We start from the raw sequence: 22542 nt of genomic DNA on the forward strand, positions 1-22542 counted from the left end.
ACGGGGGCCGTTTTTTTTTAGCCCGCCCGCGTTCTCCGCTTTTGTTTACTGCTCACCTGACGTGTTAACACAGAATTAATTGATCTGGAACATAGCGCGGCGACTTACTTTTTGTAGTCCTGCGACTACAGCCGTATTCCGGTGCTCTCATATTCACCTTTCCGCGATTTTGCGAATATTTTCCCATCAGCCGCTCTGGCAGAGATTAATTAAGGCCGGTAAGACAGCGCGTCACCGTAAATAGTTTGATGGCTGTTTCTTCCGTGCCTGCCCGTTAATAACCGCTTATTTCGCTTATTGCCGGAAGGGATTGCTTTAACCTGAATCAGGAAAAGAATATGAACAAGAGCTATCGCGTTATCTGGAATTATGCCCTGCAATGTTATGTCGTCACCTCGGAACTGGCGCGCGGCAAAGTCAAATCATCCTGCTCCGGCAAAGCGGCGAATAAATCAGCACTGATCGGCGGCGCGCTGGGCTCGGCGCTGCTGCTGGCCGGTTCACCGGCGGCGCTGGCCGCCAACGGTGCCACCGTCAGCGATCCGGCGCAGCCGGTTGAACTGAATAATCAGACGCTGCAGGCGACCGGCGACAAATACTACGGGCTGCTGGTGCAGAACGGCGCAAAAGCCACCGCCACCGACGTGACGGTGCTGAACGCGGGCACCAGCGGCTACGGTGTGTTTTCCACCGCCGGCGCTGCCTCTGCGGAGATGACGCGCGGTAGCGTGACCACCACCGGCGCCGGCGGCTACGGCATCGTGGCCAGCGTGACCGGCGCGGTGAAGACCAACGGCACAAAGGTGGAAACCTCCGGCCAGACCGCCCACGCCGCCTACGCCTCTTCTGGCGGTATCATAAACAGTACTGATACAGACTATGTCACTCACGGCGACGGCGCGTATGGTGCTTATTCGCGCGCGGCGGGTTCGCTGATCGATCTGACCGGTGGCAGCGTTACCACCAGCGGCAACAAAGCCTACGGCCTGGTGGCGGGTAACGGTAGCAAACTCAACGCCAGCGGCGTGCAGGTTACCACCAGCGGAGATCAGTCCAATGGAGTGGTCGCCAACAATGCCGGCACGGAAGTCACGCTGATGGGCGGAACCGTGAACACAACCGGCAGCAAAGCTGTCGGCCTGGCGGCGAATTCCGGCGGCAAACTCAACGCCAGCGATGCGCAGGTAAGCACGAGCGGCGCACAATCATATGGCGTGGCGGTCAGCAACGTCGGTACAGAAGTGACGCTGACAGACAGTACGCTCACAACCACCGGTGATAACGCCTATGGGGCCTATGCCGCAAACGGTGCAAAGCTCAGCATTTCAGGAACAAAGCTGATCACCTCAGGTAAAAATGCTGATGGCGTTTATACCAGCGGTGAAGGCTCTCTTCTGAATGTGAATGACAGTACCATTGCAACCAGTGGCAGCGGGTCTAATGGCCTGAAGGCGGACGGGAAATCGACGCTAAATGCCACAAAAACCGCCATTGAGATTACGGGCAGCGGCTCAGGCACTTACGCATCGGGAACCGGCACGGTGCTGAAGCTGTCTGACAGTCGCATTCAAATGGGGCAGAATGCTGGATACGCCGTACTGGGGATAAATAACAGCACGACCAACCTCAAAAATGTTGAAATTATCACTGACGCCAGTCACTCAGCTTTGGCAGTGGGTTTTGGCGCTACATTAAACAGCGACAATGTTAACGTGCAGACGCGCAGCGGCGGTTACGGCATTGAGGTCCAGGATGGCAGCACCTTCAGCGGTAATAATATTACCCTTGAAAAAAGCGGCATTGATTCTACAGGTTTAAACGCAGCGATTAACGTGCTTAATTTATACCGGCCAGATGCACAGAATGATATTTCCCTGACGAGTTCAGATATTAATGTCTCAGGCGAAAACGCCACCGGTATTCTGTCGCAGTATCAGGCCACGCTGGCGGATATTATACTGGCGAATACCGCTATCACCGCCACCGGCGGCACCGCCGTTAACGTGCTGACCGGCACCAGTATGAATATCGACGCGGATAATTCAGTGCTGAGCGGCAGCACGCTGCTGAAAACCGGCTATAACACCGCAGAAGGTTCGACCGCCGGCTCGGTGGTGCTGAACGGCAGCAACCACTCGCTGTTCGAGGGTAACGTGGATATTGACCGCAGCCAGACCGCTGACAGCCAGATCAACCTGAGCGGCAGCTCGGTGTGGACCGGCGCGTCATCCGGCCTGAATACGCTGACGCTGAACGACAACAGCCAGTGGAACATCACCGGCGACAGCAGCGTCGATACGCTCAACGCCAGCAACAGCACGCTGAACTTCACCCACGACGGCGCCGGCTTCAGCACCCTGACGGTGAACGGCAACTACAGCGGCGACAACAGCACGCTGGTGATGAACGCGGCGCTGGGCGACGACCACTCGGCCAGCGATAAGCTGCACATCCTCGGCGACAGCAGCGGCAGCACCGACGTGGTGGTGAACAACGCCGGCGGCAGCGGCGCGCAGACCATTCAGGGCCTGAACATCATTCAGGTGGACGGCGCTAACAACGGCGAATTCCGTCAGAAAGGGCGTATCGTCGCCGGTGCCTATGATTACAGCCTGGTGAAGGGCGCGGATCAGCACGGCTGGTATCTGATGAGCGATAAAAACGGCAGCGAGCCCGATCCGGTGGTGACGCCGGGCGAAGGTGAGGGCGGCCAGATCGTCGAGCCGCCGGTAAATCAGCACAACATGATCGTGCGTCCGGAAGCGGCGAGCTACAGCGCCAACCTGGCGGCGGCCAACACGCTGTTTACCACCAGCATGGACGACCGTCCGGCGGAAACCTTCTACACCGACGCCAGCGGCCAGCATCAGAGCACGCGCCTGTGGCTGCACAACAGCGCCGGCCACAGCCGGGTGAAAGACAGCAGCGGCCAGCTGAAGTCAGACACCAACCGCTACGCCATCCAGCTGGGCGGCGACGTGGCGGGCGGCACGCTGACCGGCAGCGACAGCCTGCGCCTCGGCGCGATGGCCGGCTACGGCAACGCACAGAGCAAGTCGCGCTCGGTGGTGAGCGGCTACCAGTCCAGAGGCCAGGTGAACGGCTACAGCCTGGGCGTGTACGGCAGCTGGCAGCAGAACGCGGCAGAGCAGAGCGGTGCATTTGTTGACAGCTCACTGAGCTACGGCTGGTTCAACAACAGCGTGAAGGGCGATGACATCGGCCAGCAGTCGTATAAATCCAAAGGCATCAGCGCGTCGCTGGCCGGCGGCTACCGCGCCGAAGTGGCAACGCTGAGCGACAGCACCAGCCTGTGGCTGCGTCCGCAGGCGCAGCTGAACTGGCAGGGCGTGAAGGCGGACGACGTGAAAGAGCAGAACGGCAGCCGCGTGCAGGCCACCGGTCAAAACAACCTGCAGAGCCGCCTCGGCGTGCGCGCCTCGCTGCGCACGCTGCTCGACCCGCAGGCGCAGAGCGCTATCGAGCCGTACGCCGAAGCGAACTGGCTGCACAACAGCAAGGCGTTCGGCACCGCGCTGAACGGCGTCAACATCCAGCAGGCGGGCACGCGCAATGCCGCCGAGGTCAAGCTTGGCGTGGACGCGCGGCTGAACGCGAACGTCAATCTGTGGGGCGGCGTGGCGCAGCAGCTGGGTAATCACAGCTACAGCGACACCAGCGCGGTGGCGGGCGTGAAAGTCAGCTTCTGATAAGTGACATATAATTAAACCGGTGGGGCGTGTCGCCTCACCGGTTTTTTTGTATCTGTAATGCGGAGGTCAGGTGCCATCATCCGTACAACCCGAGTCCGGCCAGCCGATCATTCTTTATGATGGACAATGCAAGCTGTGTAATGCCTGGGTGATTTTTCTGCTGCGCCACCGCTTGCCGCGCGATTATCACTTTGCGGCGATCCAGAGCGAGCGCGGCAAACAGCTGCTGCAGCGCGCCGGATTGCCGCACGATAACATCCGCACTATCGTGTTACTGCGCGATGGGCAGCACTGGCTGCGCGCGCAGGCCATCTGTCGCATTATGCAATCGCTGCCCTGGCCGTGGCGCGTCTGCGGCGTTCTGCGTTATCTGCCGGACGGGCTCACTAATCTGCTCTACAACCTGATTGCCCGCAATCGCTATCGCCTGTTTGGCCGTTATGACCAGGTGCATGCGATTGAAGCAGATTATCCGGGACGATTTCTGACCGACTAAAGACTAACGCGCCGGCCCTGCGCATCAATCACCACCTCACCATCCTCTTTAGTAAACAGACCGCGCTGCGCATCGGGCAGGATATCCAGCACCTGCTCAGAAGGACGGCACAGACGCGTTCCCAGTGGCGTCACCACAATCGGGCGGTTGATGAGAATCGGCTGCGCCAGCATGGCATCCAGCAGTTGCTCATCGCTCAGCGCTTCACGTGCGGGCCCCAGCGCCTGCCAGGCGTCGGTGTTTTGGCGCACCAGCGCGCGCAGGCCAATCCCCATGGCGTCGATCAATTGCTGCAACGTTTCACGCGTGGGCGGCGTAACCAGATAAAGCACAATGGTGGGCTCGACGCCGCTGTTGCGAATCAGTGCCAGCGTATTGCGCGAGGTGCCGCAGTCCGGGTTGTGATAGATGGTAATGTTAGTCATTGTCAGTCTCTTAACGGTCAAAGGGAAAGGCGCAGCGCCAGAGCTGCCAGCGTCACGGCCAGCACCGGTAACGTCAGGGTGATGCCGACGCGAAAATAGTAGCCCCAGCTGATGCGAATCTCTTTTTGCGCCAGCACGTGCAGCCATAGCAGTGTTGCCAGACTGCCAATCGGGGTGATTTTCGGGCCCAGATCGCAGCCGATAATGTTGGCGTAAATCATCGCCTCGCGCACCACGCCCTGCGCCGTGCTGGCATCAATCGCCAGAGCGCCCACCAGCACCGTCGGCATATTGTTCATGATGGAGGAGAGCAGGGCGCTGAAGAAGCCCGTGGCAAACGTTGCGCCCCACAGGCCGGTTGCTGAAAAACTATTCAGCAAGCCGGTAAGCCAGACGGTCAGCCCGGCGTTGCGCAAACCATACACCACCAGGTACATGCCGAGCGAAAACACCACAATCTGCCACGGCGCGCTGCGCAGCACTTTACGCGTATCAATCACCTGACCCCGCCGCGCCACCAGCCACAGCATCAGTGCGCCTGCGGTGGCCACGGCACTTACCGGTACGCCCAGCGGCTCAAGGGCAAAAAAGCCAGCCAGCAATAAGAGCAGCACCAGCCATCCCGCGCGGAAAGTAGCTCGATCCCGAATTGCCGCCGCGGGCGACGTCAGCCGGGCGCGATCGTAGCTGAGCGGTAGCTCTTTGCGGAAAAACAGGTGCAGCATCAGCAATGTCGCCAGTACTGCCGCGAGCGTGACCGGCACCATCACGGCGGCGTAATCGTCAAAGCCGAGCCGGAAATAGTCGGCGGAGACGATGTTAACCAGATTGGACACCACCAGCGGCAGGCTGGCGGTATCGGCGATGAACCCGGCCGCCATGACAAACGCCAGCGTGGCTCCCCGGCTGAAACCCAGCGCCAGCAGCATCGCGATCACGATAGGTGTCAGAATCAGCGCGGCGCCGTCATTGGCAAACAGCGCGGCGACTGCGGCACCCAGCAGGATAATAAAGGAGAACAATTTTTTACCGCTGCCACCGCCCCAGCGCGCCACGTGCAGCGCCGCCCAGGCAAAAAAACCGGCCTCATCAAGCAGCAGGCTGATGATGATCACCGCGATAAAGGTGGCGGTGGCGTTCCAGACAATCTGCCACACCGCCGGGATATCGCCGGGATGCACCACGCCCGTCAGCAGCGCCAGAAGCGCGCCGGCGCTGGCGCTCCAGCCAATGCCCAGCCCGCGCGGTTGCCAGATCACCAGCAGTAAAGTAATGGCGAAAATAGTCCCTGCCAGTAACATGTTTCCTCCGGAAAGTCAGGTTGTGTTCGTTTCATATATGGTAAATCGAATATGTATGGGTAAAATTTTTTACAGACACACCGCCCGACCATCGGTGGTCAGCTGGTCGCGCTGCACCGGCAGCAGCAGGGCATGAATCGCATCGCGCTGACATTGCCATGCCTGTTCGATCACCGTCGCTGCCCACACCGGCATATGCGGCGAAAGGCGATAGTGGATCCACTTGCCGTCACGACGATCGCTCAGCAAACCGCTGTTGCGTAACAGCGCCAGATGGCGGGAAATCTTCGGCTGCGGCAATTGCAGGATGGCAGACAGCTCGCACACGCACAGCTCCTGACGTTCTTTCAGCAGCAGCACCAGCGTCAGACGCGTCTCGTCGGAAAGGTTTTTAAACAGCTGCAGTGGCGTTAGCGGCGACATAATCCTTCCTGAATGGAAAGCCAACAGTGTGGTGCGGCGACGTGATGAAGTCAACTACATATGCGAAAAAAGAGATGTGTTAATTTTGTGATGCGCCAGGCTCACGGTGGGCGGCTTGAAGCTGGTCACAAATCTGTATTGTGGTGCCCGCGTGCCTGAGCGGAGTAAAAACGGGGCTGGCTTTGTTAACTCATTGTTAATATTGGGGGCGGCCCGTTGCCGGCAGCGATTAATGCGTCAGACGCATCACGCCATGCGTTTATTGCGCTTATTAACCTTAACGTTCTGATCCAGTCTTCCGAAGCAGGCGCGATTGATAACAGCGCCAGGGACAAACTGGAGATACTTATGCATTCCTCTGCCTTACCGATGACCACCCGAGCCCGGGTTGGCGCTATTTTCCGCGTCACCTCCGGCAACTTCCTCGAACAGTTCGATTTCTTTCTGTTCGGTTTCTATGCCACCTATATCGCGCACACCTTTTTCCCCGCCAGCAGCGAATTCGCGTCGCTGATGATGACCTTTGCGGTGTTTGGTGCCGGCTTCCTGATGCGGCCGATTGGCGCGATTGTGCTGGGCGCTTATATCGATAAGGTCGGCCGGCGCAAAGGGCTGATCGTCACACTGTCGATCATGGCGGCGGGCACCTTCCTGATTGTGCTGATTCCGTCGTACCAGTCGATAGGCCTGTGGGCGCCGCTGCTGGTGCTGATTGGTCGTCTGCTGCAGGGCTTCTCGGCCGGGGCAGAACTGGGTGGCGTGTCGGTTTATCTGGCAGAGATTGCCACACCGGGGCGCAAAGGTTTCTACACCAGCTGGCAATCCGGCAGTCAGCAGGTTGCCATCATGGTCGCGGCCGCAATGGGCTTCGCGCTCAATGCTGCGCTGGAGCAGAGCGCCATCAGCGCCTGGGGCTGGCGTATTCCGTTCCTGTTTGGCTGCCTGATCGTGCCGTTTATCTTTATTCTGCGCCGCCGTCTGGAAGAGACACAGGAGTTCAGCGCGCGCCGTCATCATCTGGATATGCGTCAGGTATTTAGCACGCTGTTACAGAACTGGCCGGTGGTGATTGCCGGGATGCTGATGGTGGCGATGACCACCACCGCGTTCTACCTCATTACCGTCTATGCGCCTACCTTTGGCAAAAAAGTGCTGATGCTGAGCGCCTCGGACAGCCTGCTGGTGACGCTGCTGGTGGCGATCTCCAACTTTATCTGGCTGCCAATCGGCGGTGCGCTGTCGGACCGCTTTGGCCGTAAACCGGTGCTGCTGGCGATGACGCTGCTGGCGCTGGCGACCGCCTACCCGGCACTGACGCTGCTGGCGCAGACGCCGACCTTCAGCATGATGCTGAGCGTGCTGCTGTGGCTGTCGTTTATTTACGGCCTGTATAACGGTGCGATGATCCCGGCGCTGACTGAAGTGATGCCGGCAGAAGTGCGCGTCGCCGGTTTCTCGCTGGCCTACAGCCTGGCAACCGCGCTGTTTGGCGGCTTCACGCCGGTGGTGTCTACCGCGCTGATCGAATACACCGGCGACAAAGCGTCACCGGGTTACTGGATGAGCTTTGCGGCGATTTGCGCGCTGCTGGCGACGCTGTACCTGTATCGCCGCCGCGCGCTGACGTTGCAAACCGCGCGTTAAGCGTGCTGAGACTGTTCGATAATCAGCTTTTCCAGCTCCGCAGCGACGTAAGATTGCATACGTCCGCTGCGGCGAATTAATCCTACCGAACGGGTGACCTGCGGATCGGTCAGCGCCAGCTGGCGCAGCAGCGGATGCCCGTTCGCCGGCATCGACATCGCGGGCACGGCAGCAATGCCGATGCCCGCTTCTACCATCCCCAGCAGCGTCGTGACATGGCGCGTTTCGCAGATACTTTGCCGGGCGGGCGTAAGATGCGCCAGCGCACTGTCCAGCAGATTGCGGTTACCGGACACCTTATCCAGCGCCACATAATCCTGCAAAAAATACTCCTGCCAGCTGAGCTGCTGGCGCGTCGCCAGCGGATGATCGTGGCGACAGGCGGCGACGTAAACATCCTCCACCAGCGGCGTGAAGGTGAGCTCCGGCGGTAAATTGCGCGCAAAGCAGATACCGAAATCGGCCTGTCCGCTGCTCACTGCATCCATCACGTTGCCGACGCTGCTATCAATCAGCTTGATGCGCACGCGCGGGTAACGCGTCTGAAAGCGGCGGATCACCTCCGGCATAAAATAGTAAGCGCCTGAGGGCACGGTAGCGACGGTGATCAGGCCAGTGCGATCCTGGCTGGCGCGCTCGACGTCGGCCAGCATCGATTCGACATTATCCAGCAACTGCTCCGAGCGCTGAGCAAAGTTCTGACCATACAGCGTCAGCGTGACGCGCCTCGTGGTGCGGTCAAACAGCCGGGCACCGAGCGCCGCTTCCAGCTTCTCAATTCTGCGGCTGAGCGCTGATTGCGACAGGCAAATTGACTCCGCCGCCAGACGAAAGTTGCCGTACTCCACCAGCGCGCGGAAGGCGTAGAGATCGTTGAGGTCAAAATTGACGGGCATAACCGCGACTATCCTGCGTAATAACGCCAGCACACTGCGCCGCTGACGTTAAAAAGTTGTTATAGCCGACGAGTGTAACAGGCTGCAGGGCGTTTCCGGCGGCGCAGAGGGAAAAAATCCGCTTTTAGCGCATCAGCGGCACTCAGCGCATCCATTCAGCGATGAGCTGCCCGTAAATCTGCTCAGCCTCGCTCAGACGGCTCACCAGGCAGTATTCATCAGTCTGGTGCGCCAGCGTCGGCTCACCGGGACCGAGAATAATGCAGGGCGGATCGCTGAGCGCCGGCAGCAGCAGCGAGGCATCGGTAAAATAGGGCACGATACGCGCTTCCGCAGGTTCCTGCGTCACGGCTTCGCAGGCACGGTACACCGACTGAATCCACTGGTGCCGCTCCGGGCTCAGCACCGCCGGCAAATCGACCAGCGTGCTGATGTGCACGCTGTCACCGAGAAAGGTCGCCAGCTGCTGGCGAATCACCGCGTGTTGCAGGTTGGGCGCGCTGCGGATATCCACATCAAACGCGGCGCGGTCCGGCACCGAGTTAATGTTGAGGCCGCCCTCAATGCGGCCGACGTTCAGCGTCGGCTGTTTCATCAGCGGATGCGGCGCGCCCGGTGAAAAGTGACGAATCTTACCCAGCGCATCGGCCGCCAGATAGATAGCGTTGATGCCCAGCTCCGGCATGGCACCGTGCGCGGTTTTGCCACGCGTTTCGCAGCGCAGCCACAGCGCGCCTTTGTGGCCGATCACCGGCTGGTTGGCGGTCGGCTCGCCCACGATCAGCGCGCCAACTTCAGGCAACTGCCCGGTCGCGATCAGCGCCTGGGCACCGTGGCAGCCGGTCTCTTCACCGCCGGTCAGCAGCAGTACCACGCCGCGCCCGGCGGCAATCGCCGCTTTGTGCTGCACGCAGGCCAGCACAAACGCCGCTACCGCCGCTTTCATATCGCTGGCACCGCGCCCGTACAGCCGGTCGCCATCAATATCGTGACCAAACGGATCAAACTGCCACGGCTGATTACCCAGCGGCACGGTGTCCAGATGGCCGGTAAAGGCCAGCGGTTTGCCCGGCATCTGGCCCGGCAGGCGGGCGATCAGGTTGGCGCGCTGCTCGCCAAACCCCGTCAGTTCGACCACGAAGCCCTGCTCCTGCAGCCACGCGGCGAGGAATTGCACACAGGCCAGCTCATTGCCCGGCGGATTGATGGTGTCAAAGCTCAGCAGCTGCTGCGCCAGAGGCAGTGAGCGCGCTGCCATCAGTCACGCTCCGTCAGCCAGTCGAGACAGTTGATCCACAGCTGGCGATAGCCCGACCAGCGGCTGAACTCTTCCGGCAGCCAGTGGGCTGACATGTCACTGGTCCACACCAGCGAGCGGCCTTGCTGATATTCGCGCACCGCCAGCAGCGGATGACCGGTGCCCGCCACGGTGGCTAGCAGTGTGCCTTCCGGCTGCATCTCCACTTCGTTGTAACCGAGCAGCCACGGCCAGTCGCCGGGAAGACCGGCAATCACTTTATGTGACGTTGTCACCTCAGCGTAACTGCCTTCCGGCGTTTCGATACGGTCATCCCAGGCCAGACAGCGCACCGGCAGCACTTTCTCCACCAGCGTATTGCGATAGCGTGCGCCGCCGTTAATCCCCTGAAAACTGTAATAGCCGCCCACCATCATTAATGCGCCACCCGCGGCAACATAGTCGTGTATCAGCGTCAGGCGATTGGGCGTGCGCCGGCTTTTCAGCCAGGTGTCCGGATGCAGCAGCAGGGTATTGGCACCGATATCGGACAGAATAATCACGTCCCAGCGCTGCAAATCCTCCAGCGTCTGCGGAAAATCAGTGGCGGCGGCGTGGGCCGGCATATGCGTGACGGCATAGGCGCTCTCCTGCAGCGCGGCAAGAAAATCCGCCGCACCGCTGTGCCAGGTGGCGGTAGCAAACTGATCAAAGCCTTTTACGTGCGTTGCGGTACTGGTCCAGGATTCACCGACCAGCAAGACGTTCTTTTGCATGCCAACTTCTCCGTTTATCCGCCAAACACCCGCTGCGGATTAGTGATCATCAGGGTTTCGAGTTGTTCGCCGCTGACGCCATGACGTTTCAGGCGCGGCACAAAATGTTTGAGGATGTAGCCATAGCCGTGACCGCCGTAGCGCGTCAGCATGGTCTTCAGGAACACGTCCTGGGACAGCAAAATCTGCGGCAGATAACCATCGTCGATCAGTGCGCAAATGGCGCGCGCGTTCTCCTCATCGGACGGTGACTGCGCCGATTCATCGGCGTAGTAGTAGCTCATGCCGATCATGTCGTATTCGAGGAACACGCCGCGATCTGCCAGTTCGCGCTGGTAGGTTTTGTCGGCAAAGCTGGGGTTCATGTGACACAGCACGGTGTGGCGCAGATCGGCACCTTCCTGCGCCAGAATATCCAGCACCTTATGGCCGAGCCGCTCCCAGCCCGGCAGATGCACCTGAATCGGTACGCCGGTGGCGGCGCTGGCGCGTCCGGCGGCACGCAGCGACTTCTCTTCATCAGGCGTGAAGCGGCTGGAGATGCCGATTTCACCGATCAGCCCGGCCAGCACCTCCGGCTTCTCCGGCAGTCCGCCGAGGTCGTAAATCAGCTTGTCGGTCAGCTGTTCCACGCTAATGGTTTTTACCCACTCCGGATGCGACGGCTCCAGATACAGGCCGGTACCCATCACAATATTCAGGCCGGTGAGACGAGCAATGCGCTGCAGCGCTTTACCATCGCGGCCGATGCCGATATTGGTCGGATCGATCACCGTTTCGCCGCCCAGCGCGCGGTATTTCATCAGCTCGTCAATTGCGGTGTCGACGTCAAACAGCTGGCAGTTGTCGCGACTCATCAGCGGGTTGAGCGACAGCTCGCCGAGGTTCTCGATGCGCACCGGCATTTCAGCAATGTGGCGGTCGCTACAGCAGCAGGGCGGCACCCATTTACCGGAGGCATCTAGTAAAATGTGCTCATGCATCAGCGTGACGCCCATCTCCGCCACCGGCAGCGGACCGAGTACCGTCATTACCTGACCGCTGCTGACGCCGAGCGGCAACGGATCCGCATGGCGAAAAATTGATCCTTGCATGGGCTATCCTTTGGCGGGCGCGCGGCTCGGGTTGAGAATGCGGGTGTTGAGCCAGATGGCGAGCAGAATGATGGTGCCAGTGGCGATCTGGGTATAAAACGGCGAGATATGCGACAAAATCAGGCCGTTCTGGATGATGGCAATCGACAGCGCGCCGAGCAGCGTACCGATCACGGTTCCAAAGCCGCCAAACAGGCTGGTACTGCCCAGCACCACCGCGGCAATCACCTGCAGTTCAAAACCTTCGCCCTGGTTAGAGGAGCCGCTGCCGAGGCGTGCGGTGATGATCATGCCAGCCAGTGCCGCCGCCATGCCGCTGAGAATGTACACTTTCATGGTCACCGCTTTGGTATTGATACCGCTACGGCGTGCGCCTTCCGCGTTGGCACCGATGGCGGTGACGTAGCGACCAAAGCGCAGGTGATTAAGCACAATGTGACCGGCCAGCAACACCACGATGCCGATCAGCGCCGGCATGGGAATTCCCAGCACCCAGGCGCGACCCATGAAGGTGAACAGGCTGTCAGCCGGCACCGGGATCGAATAGCCCTGCGTCACCAGCAGCGCGATGCCGCGCACCACCGCCAGCGTGGCCAGCGTGACGATAAATGCTGGTATCCCTTCCCAGGCGATAAAGAAGCCGTTGATGGCGCCCACCAGCGCGCCGAGCAGCAGCCCGCCAATCAGCACCACCGGCCACGGCAGGCCCCAGTTATTAAGCGCAATGGCCGACAGCGCGCCCACCAGCGCCAGCGTCGAGCCGACCGACAAATCGATGCCGCCGGTAGTAATCACCAGCGTCATCGCGGTGGCGACGATCAGCAGCGGCGCGCTTTGCCGGATGATATTCAGCCAGTTGGTACTGGTAAGAAAGTTGCTGGTGATCAGCGAAAACACCACGCAGCAAAAGACAAAAAACAGCGCGATGCTCACCACACCCGAATGGTTATGCAACAAGCGGCGCGGCAGAGAGTGCTGGATCATGCGTGAACTGCCTAAATTCATGATGCTCATCCTGTTACCTCAGTGTGCTGCCGCGGACTGCGCGGTAAATTTCTCACCCACGATCAGGTTGACGATATCGCTCAGGCTGGTGTCCGCCACGCGGCGATCGGCCACGTTAGTGCCCTCGTACATCACCATGATGCGATCGCACACCAGGAACAGATCCTGCAGCCGGTGGGTGATGAGGATCACGCTGACGCCGCGCGCCGACACGCGGCGAATCAGCTCCAGCACCGCCTCGACTTCCGCTACCGCCAGCGCGGCAGTGGGTTCATCCATAATCAGCACTTTAGGATCGAACGCGGCGGCACGGGCGATAGCAATCGCCTGACGTTGCCCGCCGGAGAGATTACGCACCAGCAGACGGGTATCGGGAATTGAGATGCCGAGGCCTTTCAGCATCTCACGCGCCTGCGCATGCATTGTGGCCTGATCGAGAAACGGCACGCCGAGGATGCGTCTGGTCGGTTCGCGGCCCATGAACAGGTTACCGGCCACGTCGACCGTGTCGCACAGCGACAGATCCTGATAAACCATTTCGATATGGCAACGGCGCGAATCCGCCGGATTGCTGAAGTGCTGCTGTTCGCCATCAATGCGGATCGCACCGCTGGTAGGGATCACCGCGCCGGACAGCACTTTGGTCAGCGTCGATTTGCCGGCACCGTTGTCGCCCACCAGACCGAGCACTTCACCGGGGGCCAGCTGCAGATTGACGCCGCGCAGAGAACGAATTGAGCCGTAGGTTTTGGTGATGTTAATCATCTCCACCCGGGCCGGAAGAGCTTGTAATTGCTGCATTGGATCACTCCCATCAACGCCTGTGGGAAATGTTTAGCCGGTCGCGAAAAAGAGGCTATCTGACACGATTCACAATCTAGTAAACCGGTTTACCTGCCAGATAAACCCTTAATTCACAGCAACAGGGTAAACGCTACAATGATATTTACTCGCCAGATATGACATTGCAGCATCCATGCCAGCCTGAATAACAGGCACTGCACTCGCGGCTAACTTGTTGTAATACATCGTATGTTATGTAATCAGCAAGTAAACCGGTTTACTCACTATACCGCTAACGGAAAAAATCGCTCACTTTTTGCGCCATGATTGTGCAGTTTTGCCTCATTTTGGGACATCGCTAACAAATCCCACCGAATCGCGACCAATCCATTCCACCGGTAAACGTGTCTCCATCGGGATGCTGCTGTCGTTGTTGAGCAGGCGCAGCATAATGCTTACCGCCGTGTGGCCCAGCTGGCGCGCTGGCTGGCGGATGGTGGAGATACGCGGCTGCGTCAGATCGCTGTAGTTGGCGTCATCGAAGCCGACCAGCGACAGCGCCGCCGGTGCCTGCAGGCCGATGGCGCGCAGACCGTCGAGCAGTCCCAGCACCAGATAGTCACTGGCGGCGAACACGGCGGTAGGGCGCGGCGTGCAGCGGAACAGGTGCTGCAACGCCTGCTGACCAAATTCGCGTTCGTAGTTGCCATACATCACCCATTGCGGCGGTACGGTTAAACCGGCCTGCTGCATCGCGGTGCAAAAGCCAAGATAGCGTTCGCGCACGCTCATCAGCTGCTCCGGGCCGCCGATAAACGCAATCTGCGTGTGCCCGGCGGCGATCAGCTGCTCGGTGGCCATGCGGCCACCCTGCACGTTATCTGCAAAGACCTTCGGCACGTTACTGCCGGGAATGTCTTCATCCAGCAGTACCACATGGCGCTGGCGCTGGATCTCGTCGCGCAGCAGGCCGTTGTCCGGCCGGTTGGTGGTGAACAGCAGGCCATCTACCTGGCGCGTATCCAGCCAGCGGATAAACTGCGCCTCTTTGTCCGGATTGTTGCGCGTGATGCACAGCACCAGACTGTAACCGTGTGCCGACGCCGCTTCTTCGGCGGCATCCGCCAGTTCGGCAAAAAACGGGTTAGTGATATCCGGCAGCACCAGGCCCAGAGTTTCGCTGCCGCCTTTGCTTAAACGCCGCGCAAGAGAATTACCGCGATAGTCCAGCGTGCGGATCGCGCTTTCAATGCGGTCAACGGTGTCCTGCGGCAGCACAATACTGTGATTCAGATAGCGTGACACCGTGGCTTTTGACAGGCCAGCTAGCTTTGCCACGTCAGATAACAACACGCGTTTTGTACTCATCCATTTCGCCATGTTTGCCGGGGTGGCTTATCTGTAACACAGTTAAGCGCGACTAATACAGCGCTTTCCCGATTGCGTCGCTGGAGAAATAAACACTTGACAAAAAAATTCGTCGGGCGAATTGTATAAAGCGTTTACCGCAGTACCGGGATTAACTTCCCAACCCGACATTGTTTTTTTCACCCCGCACTCCCAGTGGATGGGATGCCGAAAAAGACGACGCCGGCGGCATCAAAACACGGCATTATCGCCGTGCTCAGAATCATTGAACTGATATTTACCTGCCAAAAAAAACGCTCAGCGGTACGTCGCTGAGAAGCGCTGGTTATTATTATTCCCGACGAGGAACTCAATGATGTCATCTTTCAGCGGAAAACTGCGTTCACTGTTCATTGCGAGTGGTTTACTCGCCGCAGGTTCGTTATTTATTCAGGCGAAAGCCGCACCCACTTATGCGTTAGTCCAGATTAATCAGCAGGCGCTGTTTTTTAACCTGATGAATCAGGGCGCGCAGGAAGCGGCTAAAGCCAGCGGTAAACAGCTGGTGATTTATAACGCCAACGATAATCCTGTGGCGCAAAACGATGCGATTGAAAACTATATTCAGCAGGGAGTGAAAGGCATTCTGGTGGATGCAATCGATGTCAACGGTATTATGCCAGCGATAAAAGAAGCCGCAGCGGCGAATATTCCGGTGATTGCGATTGATGCCGTATTGCCTGCCGGTCCGCAGGCGGCGCAGGTGGGCGTAGATAATCTCGAAGGCGGAAAAATCCTCGGTAAATACTTTGTCGATTATGTTGCGAAAGAGATGGGCGGCAAAGCGCGACTGGGAATTGTCGGCGCGCTCAATTCGGCCATCCAAAACCAGCGTCAGAAAGGTTTTGAAGAGACGATTAAAAGCAACAGCCAGATAACGGTCGCCGATGTGGTCGATGGCCAGAATATTCAGGACAACGCCATGACCGCTGCCGAAAACCTGATTACCGGCAACCCGGATCTCACCGCGATCTATGCCACCGGCGAGCCGGCGCTGCTGGGTGCCATTGCCGCAGTAGAAAACCAGGGGCGGCAGAAGGACATTAAGGTATTCGGCTGGGATCTGACGGCGAAAGCCATCAGCGGCATTGACGGTGGCTACGTTACCGCCGTGCTGCAGCAGGATCCGAAGAAAATGGGTGAAGAAGCGCTGAAAGCGCTGAATAGCCTGACGGCCGGCAAAACCGTGAGCAAAACCATTCTGGTTCCGGCCACGGTGGTGACCAAAGCCAACGTCGATAGCTACCGTTCGCTGTTTAAGTAACCGCCAGGCGCAGACGCGAACGTCTGCGCCCAGGCTTAGCGCTGCGCCAGAATACGTTGTAATTCATCAGCATCGGGAAACGCGTTCAGCGTGCCGGTGCGACTGACGGTGATCGCCGCCGCCGCGCTGGCATGCTGCAGCGCCAGCAGGTCGGGCGCGACGCCGCGCAGCAGGGCAGACGCCAGCAGCACGGCGAGGAAGGTGTCACCAGCACCGGTGGTATCGACGGCCGCGACGTTCATCGCCGGGCAGAACACGCGCTGATTGCCGCGTATCAGCAGCGCACCGGCAGCGCCCTGGGTAATCACCAGCGTGTTAACGCCGGTGGGTTGCAGCAGATCGGCCTCCGGTTGATTGACCACCGCGATGTCAATCAGCGGCCAGAGATCGGCGAAGTCCGGATTGACCGGTGAAGGATTAAATACCGTGGTTAAGCCGTGCGCTTTTGCCCAGCTAAATAACCGGCGGGTTTTATCCGCAGAAAAATTGCCCTGCTGCAGCAGAATATCGCCGGCAGCGGCATCGGCTAAGTAAGCCAGGATAATATCGGCTGCCAGCGCGTCGGCCGCGGCGGTGGTAGTAATAATGGCATTATCGCCATCGCTGCTATTAAAAATAATTGAGGTGTCAGTGTGAGCAGACAAAAACTGAGGCGGCAGTAAGGTTAATGTTTCGTGCCGGATGCGTTCGCGGATCCACTGGCCGTTAATATCATCGCCAGTGGCGCTAATTAAGCGCGTATCGATGCCGCAACGCGAAAGTATGATTGCCTGATTGGCGCCTTTGCCACCGATATCCTGCGCAATTTTTTTGCCATGAATTGAGGCGCCTTTTTCAGGGAGTTGATCGATGGACCAGGTTTCATCCACCACAATATTGCCTGCAACATAGACACGCATAGTTTTCTCGTTAATAAGGTGAAAGAGATGGCTTCTATATCAGCAGAAAAAAGTAACGCGATACAAGATATTTTTTCACGCCCTAAAGCGGTGATTGGTGTTATTCACTGTGATGCTTTTCCCGGCTCGCCGAAATATCGTGGTAAACCGGTGAATGAAATTATCGATTGCGCCCTGCGCGATGCGGATAATTATCTGGCTGGCGGCGTGCACGGTTTAATCGTTGAGAATCATGGCGATATTCCCTTTGCCAAGCCCGACGATATTGGTCCGGAAACGGCGGCATTTATGGCGGTGATCACCGATAAAATTCGCGAGCGTTTTGCGGCACCGCTGGGTATTAACGTGCTGGCCAATGCGGCAATCCCGGCGATTGCCACGGCATTAGCCGGCGGGGCAGATTTTGTGCGCGTTAACCAGTGGGCCAATGCCTATATCGCCAATGAAGGTTTTATCGAAGGGGCAGCCGCTAAAGCGCTGCGCTATCGCAATCAGCTGCGGGCCGATCATATCCGCGTATTTGCCGATAGCCATGTTAAACACGGCAGCCACGCGATTGTCGCCGACCGCTCGATTCAGGAGCTGACGCGTGACGTTGACTTCTTCGAAGCCGATGCGGTGATCGCCACCGGCCAGCGCACCGGCGACAGCGCCACGCTGAGTGAGATCGACGAAATCCGCGCCGCAACTGCCTTGCCGCTGCTGGTGGGCTCAGGCGTGACGCCGGACAACGTCTGTCAAATCCTTGGCCGCACGCAGGGGGTGATTGTCGCCAGCACGCTGAAAGTCGATGGCGTGTGGTGGAACCCGGTGGAACTGGCGCGCGTGAAGCACTTTATGGCGGTGGCGCAGGCTGCACTGGAGGAGGCGTGATGGAAAGCTTCAGCGATCGGCTGCTGACGCAGCATCAGGCGCTGTGGCAGGCGATGCAGCAGCACCGCTTTGTCGTCGACATTGAGCACGATCGGCTGCCGGACAGCGTGTTTAATCGCTATCTGGTGTTTGAGGGCAACTTCGTCGCCACCGCCATCGCTATTTTTGCGCTGGCGGTTAGCAAGGCACCCGGCATTCGTCAGCAGCGCTGGCTGATTGGCGTGCTCAATGCGCTGGTGGATACGCAAATCGCCTGGTTTGAGGCGGTGCTGGCACGGCGCGGCATTCAGCCAGCGGATTATCCGGACGATCTGCCCGGCGTCAGCGCATTCCGCGATGGCATGCTGAAAGTCGCGCAGCAGGGCAGCTATGCGGAAATCATCACCCTGATGTTCGGTGCCGAGTGGATGTATCACCACTGGTGCCTGCGCGTCAGCGCGCAATCGCAGCAGGACGCTGACGTACGCCGCTGGGTAGAGATGCATGCCGAAGACGAGTTCCATCAGCAGGCGCAGTGGCTGAAAACCGAGCTGGACCAGTGCGCACTGACGCTCAGCGCGGCGCAACAGGCGCAGTTGTCGCAGCTTTACGCCCGCGTGCTGCAGTGGGAGATCGATTTCCACAGCGCGGCTTACCCGGAGAGCGCCCATGACTAGCTGTTTCATCGAAGCGCGCAACATCGGCAAACGCTTCGGCGCGTTAACGGCGCTTAGCCAGGTCAATCTGTCGATCCATCGTGGCGAAGTGCTGGCGCTGCTGGGTGACAACGGCGCGGGCAAATCCACCTTTACCAAAGTGTTATCCGGCGCGTACAGCGCCAGTGATGGCGAGCTGTGGGTGGACGGCAGGGCGGTGAAATTCACCTCGCCGCGCCAGGCCGCCGATCACGGTATTGCCACCATCTATCAGGAGCTGGCGCTGGCAGAGAATCTGTCGATCGCCGAGAACGTGTTTCTTGGCCGCGAGCTGAAGCGCCGCGTGCTCGGCATCCCTTTTCTGCGCCGCCGCGCGATGCGCGAAACGGTGGATCGACTGCTGACCGAACTCGATGCGCACATTTCCGATGCCGAAGCGGCGGTTGGCAGTCTGTCCGGTGGTCAGCGCCAGGCGGTGGCGATCTGCCGCGCACTCAATCTCAACGCGCAGCTGGTGATCATGGATGAACCCACCGCCGCGCTGGCGGTCGCGGAGACGCAGAAAGTCCTGCAGCTGACGCGCCGCCTGGCGGAACGCGGCTGCGCCGTGGTGCTGATCAGCCACAACATCAGCGATGTGTTTGCCGTGGCCGATCGCATGGTGGTGTTTCGTCGCGGCCGCAAAATCGCCGAGCGCCGTCACGCGGACACCACGCCAGACGAAATCGTTGCACTCATTACCGGTGCGCATCCTGATGCGCGCATTTTCGAAAACACCTAAGCACTCACACCAGGGGAAATCATCATGCATCGCATTGCTACTGCTGTTTGTTCGCTGTCGTTGCTGGTATCGGGTTACGCCTTCGCGGCACAAAAGGTGGCCTTCGTGCCGCAAATCATCGGTATTCCCTATTTTCAGGCGATGGAGGCGGGCGGCAAGCGCGCCGCGCACGATCTCGGCGTGGAGTTTGTCTACAGCGGTCCGGTAGATACCAACCCGATGGATCAGCTGCAGATCGTGCAGAACCTGATTGCGCAGAAGGTCAATGCGATTGGCATCAGCGTGCTGGATGCCTCCAGTATTGCGCCGGTGATGGCGCAGGCGCAGGCGAGTAATGTGCATCTGTTCACCAGCGACAGCGATGCACCCGACAGCGGGCGGCCGGTCTATGTGGCGCAGGCCACCGATGAGGGACTGGGCGATACGGTGATCGATGAGATGGTCAAACGCGTCGGCGAGCGCGGCAAAATTGGCATCGTCTCCGGCGAAGCCACCGCGTCCAACCTCAACAGCTGGATTGGCTTTATGCAGCAGCGGGTGAAAAGCAAATATCCGCACATTACGCTGCTCAAACCTCAGTACGCCGGCGGCTCCGCCAGCCGCGCGGCGCAAATCACCACCGATTTGATGTCCGCTAACCCCGATCTGAAAGGGGTGATTGCCATGGCCTCTACAACCTGTCCGGGCGTGGCGCAGGCCATCGAAACCGCCGGCAAAAACGGCAAGGTGATTGGCAGCGGTTTCTGCAGCCCGAACACCGCGCGCGCCTACCTGAAAAGCGGGGCGTTTGGCTACACCGTGCTGTGGGACCCGGAAAAGCTTGGCTATCTGACGGTGTGGGCGGGCAAACAGCTGATCGACGGGAAAGCGTTTGCCGCCGAAAATCACGTTCCCGGCTTTGCCCAACCGGTGACCTTTGACAGCAAAACCGGTGTGCTGCTGCTCGGCAAGCCGGCGGTGTTCACCAAAGATAACGTCGACCAGTTCAAATTCTGACGAGGCCTGTGATGCATATGACTTCGCGGGAAATCGTCCTGCTGGCGATCGCCGTGCTGGCTGGCGCCTGCTTTACGTGGTTTTCGCCGTGGTTTGCCACCGCTGACAACCTGCTGACCATTCTGCGCAACAGCAGCGAACTGCTGTTGATCGCGCTGGGTATGACGCTGGTGATCGCCATGGGCGGCGTCGATGTGTCGGTGGGCGTGGTGATGGGCGTGGCCGCGTGGGGCGTCGGACAACTGCTGATGCTGCAATCCCCGCTGCTGGCGGCGCTGGCCGGACCGCTTATTGGCCTGCTGGCAGGGCTGATCACCGCGCTGGTGGTGGTGATTGGCCGCATTCCGGCAATTGTCGGCACGCTGGGGCTGTTCGGCGTCTGGCGCACGGCGCTGTTTGTGCTGCTGGGCGGGCAGTGGCTTTCCGGTCTGCCGGGCGATCTGACGCATGCGCTGATGCGGCCTTTGCTGGGGCTGCCGCTGATGGCCTGGCTGATTGTCGCGGCCTGGGCGCTGGTGTGGCTGGCGCTGCGCCATACGCCGTACGGGTTATGGCTGCTGGCCGCCGGCAACTCCGAAGAAAAAGCGCGGCTGGCGGGCATTCCGGTAACCCAGGTGCGTGTCGCGACCTTTGCCCTCAGCGGCGTGCTGTGAAGCCTGGCCGCCACCTGCTACATCGCCACCTATCGTAACGTGGAGATGACCGTCGGCGGCACGCTGGCACTGGAGGCGATTGCCGCGGTGGTGCTGGGCGGCACGCGCATTACCGGCGGCTCCTGCAGTCTGCTCGGCACGCTGCTCGGCGTGCTGCTGTTGCGCATTCTGCAAAATGGCCTGCTGCTGATTGGCGTGCCCTCGCTGTGGCAAACCGTGGTCACCGGGGCGGTGCTATTGCTGGTGCTGAGCAGTGAAGCAGCCAGTGGGCGGCTGTTATCGCTAAGGAGGCTGGCATGAAACTGTGGCGCAAAGCCCCCAATCTGACGCTGCTGCTGGCGCTGTGGCTGTTGCTGCTGGGTGCCATCGCGATTGTGCTGCCGCAGATGCTGGCGGCATGGTCACTGACCTCCATCCTGCAGTTTGCCACGCTGCTGTCGCTGGTAGCGCTTGGGCAGTCGCTGGTGGTGATGACTGGCGGCGGCGGCATTGATTTGTCGGTTGGCGGTAACGTTTCGCTCTCGGCGGTCATCGGCATGCTGGCACTCGATCAGGGCATTGCGCCCGGCTGGCTGCCACTGATTTGCCTGCTGAGCGGTAGCCTGGCTGGCGCGCTGAACGGCCTACTGGTGGCGCGCTTACGCCTCTGGCCGCTGATCGTTACGCTGGGCAGTTTTTATCTGTTCTCCGGCCTGGCGCTGGCATTAACCGGCGGTACGGCGCTGGCTGGCGTGCCGCCGCTGCTGACGCAGTGGGGCCGGGCGGCCATGCTGTCCGTTCCGTTGCCTTTCTTTACCTGTGTCATCCCGGCGTTTCTGCTGGCGTGGCTGATCCTCAGCAACAGCGCGTGGGGCAAATGGATCTACGCCTGCGGCTTCAACGAGCACGCCACGCGGCTGGTGGGCATTCCGGTCGATCGGCTGCGGCTGCTGGTTTACTGCCTGAGCGGCGCGCTGGCGGGCTGCGCCGGCTTTATTTCCCTGTGCTGGCTCGGTAGCGCCCGCCCGGAAATCGGCGTCAATCTTGAGCTTGAGTCGCTGACTGCCGCGCTGCTGGGTGGCGTGGCGATCTTTGGCGGGCGCGGCAGCGTCATCGGCGTTCTCGCCGCCGCGCTGATGCTGGTCACCCTCAAAACCTGCATGTTGCAGCTGGGGCTGAACAGCGTGTGGCAACTGGGCGTGGTGGGCATGCTGTTAATCATGGTGTTAATGGCACAACGACTTTTTATCTATCGGAGATAA

Annotated in this window: 22 protein-coding genes; 11 read left to right on the plus strand and 11 right to left on the minus strand. The window is 59.6% G+C overall.

Annotated elements, in window-relative coordinates:
* Positions 1–338: 338 nt before the first annotated feature.
* Both C1Y42_RS12520 and C1Y42_RS12525 read left to right on the plus strand, forming a co-directional pair.
* Complete coding sequence (locus C1Y42_RS12520; RefSeq protein WP_104093647.1) at positions 339–3710, plus strand: autotransporter outer membrane beta-barrel domain-containing protein; 3372 nt, start codon at positions 339–341, stop codon at positions 3708–3710.
* A 73-nt stretch (positions 3711–3783) separates the two neighbouring features.
* Positions 3784–4209, plus strand: a complete 426-nt coding sequence (locus C1Y42_RS12525) for a thiol-disulfide oxidoreductase DCC family protein (RefSeq protein WP_104093597.1) — start codon at positions 3784–3786, stop codon at positions 4207–4209.
* Here the strand turns inward: C1Y42_RS12525 and arsC are convergent.
* From arsC to C1Y42_RS12540, 3 genes are all read right to left on the minus strand, one after another.
* The gene (gene arsC, locus C1Y42_RS12530) at positions 4206–4634 is read right to left on the minus strand and encodes an arsenate reductase (glutaredoxin) (protein ID WP_104093598.1); all 429 of its coding nucleotides are present in this window, start codon (positions 4632–4634) and stop codon (positions 4206–4208) included. The two genes, C1Y42_RS12525 and arsC, sit on opposite strands and share 4 nt — an antisense overlap.
* Before the next feature lie 17 nt (positions 4635–4651).
* Positions 4652–5935, minus strand: coding sequence for an arsenic transporter (locus C1Y42_RS12535; RefSeq protein ID WP_104093599.1), 1284 nt, complete (start codon positions 5933–5935; stop codon positions 4652–4654).
* A gap of 69 nt (positions 5936–6004) precedes the next feature.
* Entirely contained in the window at positions 6005–6358 is a 354-nt protein-coding gene (locus C1Y42_RS12540; protein ID WP_021509466.1) for a metalloregulator ArsR/SmtB family transcription factor, read from the minus strand.
* A gap of 348 nt (positions 6359–6706) precedes the next feature.
* On the opposite strand from C1Y42_RS12540, the gene C1Y42_RS12545 reads away from it, so the two are divergent.
* Positions 6707–8002, plus strand: coding sequence for an MFS transporter (locus C1Y42_RS12545; RefSeq protein ID WP_021509465.1), 1296 nt, complete (start codon positions 6707–6709; stop codon positions 8000–8002).
* On the opposite strand, the gene C1Y42_RS12550 is transcribed toward C1Y42_RS12545, so the two are convergent.
* The 7 genes from C1Y42_RS12550 to C1Y42_RS12580 form a co-directional block, all read right to left on the minus strand.
* A complete protein-coding gene (locus C1Y42_RS12550; RefSeq protein ID WP_104093600.1) occupies positions 7999–8898 on the minus strand; it encodes a LysR family transcriptional regulator in 900 nt (299 codons plus the stop codon). The two genes, C1Y42_RS12545 and C1Y42_RS12550, sit on opposite strands and share 4 nt — an antisense overlap.
* A gap of 142 nt (positions 8899–9040) precedes the next feature.
* Positions 9041–10156, minus strand: coding sequence for a M20 family metallopeptidase (locus C1Y42_RS12555; RefSeq protein WP_104093601.1), 1116 nt, complete (start codon positions 10154–10156; stop codon positions 9041–9043).
* Positions 10156–10911, minus strand: coding sequence for a glutamine amidotransferase (locus C1Y42_RS12560; RefSeq protein ID WP_104093602.1), 756 nt, complete (start codon positions 10909–10911; stop codon positions 10156–10158). The genes C1Y42_RS12555 and C1Y42_RS12560 overlap by 1 nt, the downstream gene beginning before the upstream one ends.
* Before the next feature lie 14 nt (positions 10912–10925).
* A complete protein-coding gene (locus tag C1Y42_RS12565; protein WP_104093603.1) occupies positions 10926–12005 on the minus strand; it encodes a phosphotriesterase in 1080 nt (359 codons plus the stop codon).
* A 3-nt stretch (positions 12006–12008) separates the two neighbouring features.
* The gene (locus C1Y42_RS12570; RefSeq protein ID WP_164861075.1) at positions 12009–13010 is read right to left on the minus strand and encodes an ABC transporter permease; all 1002 of its coding nucleotides are present in this window, start codon (positions 13008–13010) and stop codon (positions 12009–12011) included.
* A gap of 18 nt (positions 13011–13028) precedes the next feature.
* A complete protein-coding gene (locus tag C1Y42_RS12575; protein ID WP_021509459.1) occupies positions 13029–13775 on the minus strand; it encodes an ATP-binding cassette domain-containing protein in 747 nt (248 codons plus the stop codon).
* Between the two features lie 360 nt (positions 13776–14135).
* Positions 14136–15173, minus strand: a complete 1038-nt coding sequence (locus C1Y42_RS12580; protein ID WP_031280100.1) for a LacI family DNA-binding transcriptional regulator — start codon at positions 15171–15173, stop codon at positions 14136–14138.
* 340 nt (positions 15174–15513) lie between these two features.
* On the opposite strand from C1Y42_RS12580, the gene C1Y42_RS12585 reads away from it, so the two are divergent.
* Entirely contained in the window at positions 15514–16464 is a 951-nt protein-coding gene (locus C1Y42_RS12585; RefSeq protein WP_104093604.1) for a substrate-binding domain-containing protein, read from the plus strand.
* Between the two features lie 35 nt (positions 16465–16499).
* On the opposite strand, the gene C1Y42_RS12590 is transcribed toward C1Y42_RS12585, so the two are convergent.
* Positions 16500–17363 (minus strand): PfkB family carbohydrate kinase, encoded by an 864-nt coding sequence (locus tag C1Y42_RS12590; protein WP_104093605.1) that lies wholly within the window; start codon positions 17361–17363, stop codon positions 16500–16502.
* Between the two features lie 27 nt (positions 17364–17390).
* Between C1Y42_RS12590 and C1Y42_RS12595 the strand changes: the two genes are divergently transcribed.
* Genes C1Y42_RS12595 through C1Y42_RS12620 form a run of 7 tightly spaced genes read left to right on the plus strand, consistent with a single transcriptional unit; the run spans position 17391 to position 22542 of the window.
* Positions 17391–18236: a BtpA/SgcQ family protein gene (locus C1Y42_RS12595; protein ID WP_104093606.1), complete on the plus strand. Its 846-nt coding sequence runs from the start codon at positions 17391–17393 to the stop codon at positions 18234–18236.
* The gene (locus C1Y42_RS12600; protein ID WP_104093607.1) at positions 18236–18892 is read left to right on the plus strand and encodes a TenA family protein; all 657 of its coding nucleotides are present in this window, start codon (positions 18236–18238) and stop codon (positions 18890–18892) included. The genes C1Y42_RS12595 and C1Y42_RS12600 overlap by 1 nt, the downstream gene beginning before the upstream one ends.
* Positions 18885–19652, plus strand: a complete 768-nt coding sequence (locus C1Y42_RS12605) for an ATP-binding cassette domain-containing protein (RefSeq protein ID WP_104093608.1) — start codon at positions 18885–18887, stop codon at positions 19650–19652. Before C1Y42_RS12600 ends, C1Y42_RS12605 begins: the two co-directional genes overlap by 8 nt.
* A 24-nt stretch (positions 19653–19676) precedes the next feature.
* Entirely contained in the window at positions 19677–20648 is a 972-nt protein-coding gene (locus tag C1Y42_RS12610) for an autoinducer 2 ABC transporter substrate-binding protein (RefSeq protein ID WP_058758760.1), read from the plus strand.
* 11 nt (positions 20649–20659) lie between these two features.
* Entirely contained in the window at positions 20660–21301 is a 642-nt protein-coding gene (locus C1Y42_RS12615) for an ABC transporter permease (protein WP_233210714.1), read from the plus strand.
* A gap of 45 nt (positions 21302–21346) precedes the next feature.
* A complete protein-coding gene (locus C1Y42_RS23890; protein WP_233210715.1) occupies positions 21347–21601 on the plus strand; it encodes a hypothetical protein in 255 nt (84 codons plus the stop codon).
* Positions 21598–22542, plus strand: a complete 945-nt coding sequence (locus tag C1Y42_RS12620) for an ABC transporter permease (RefSeq protein WP_104093609.1) — start codon at positions 21598–21600, stop codon at positions 22540–22542. Before C1Y42_RS23890 ends, C1Y42_RS12620 begins: the two co-directional genes overlap by 4 nt.

This window comes from Pantoea sp. ICBG 985, from assembly GCF_002928365.1.
GTDB classification, from domain to species: domain Bacteria; phylum Pseudomonadota; class Gammaproteobacteria; order Enterobacterales; family Enterobacteriaceae; genus Pantoea; species Pantoea dispersa.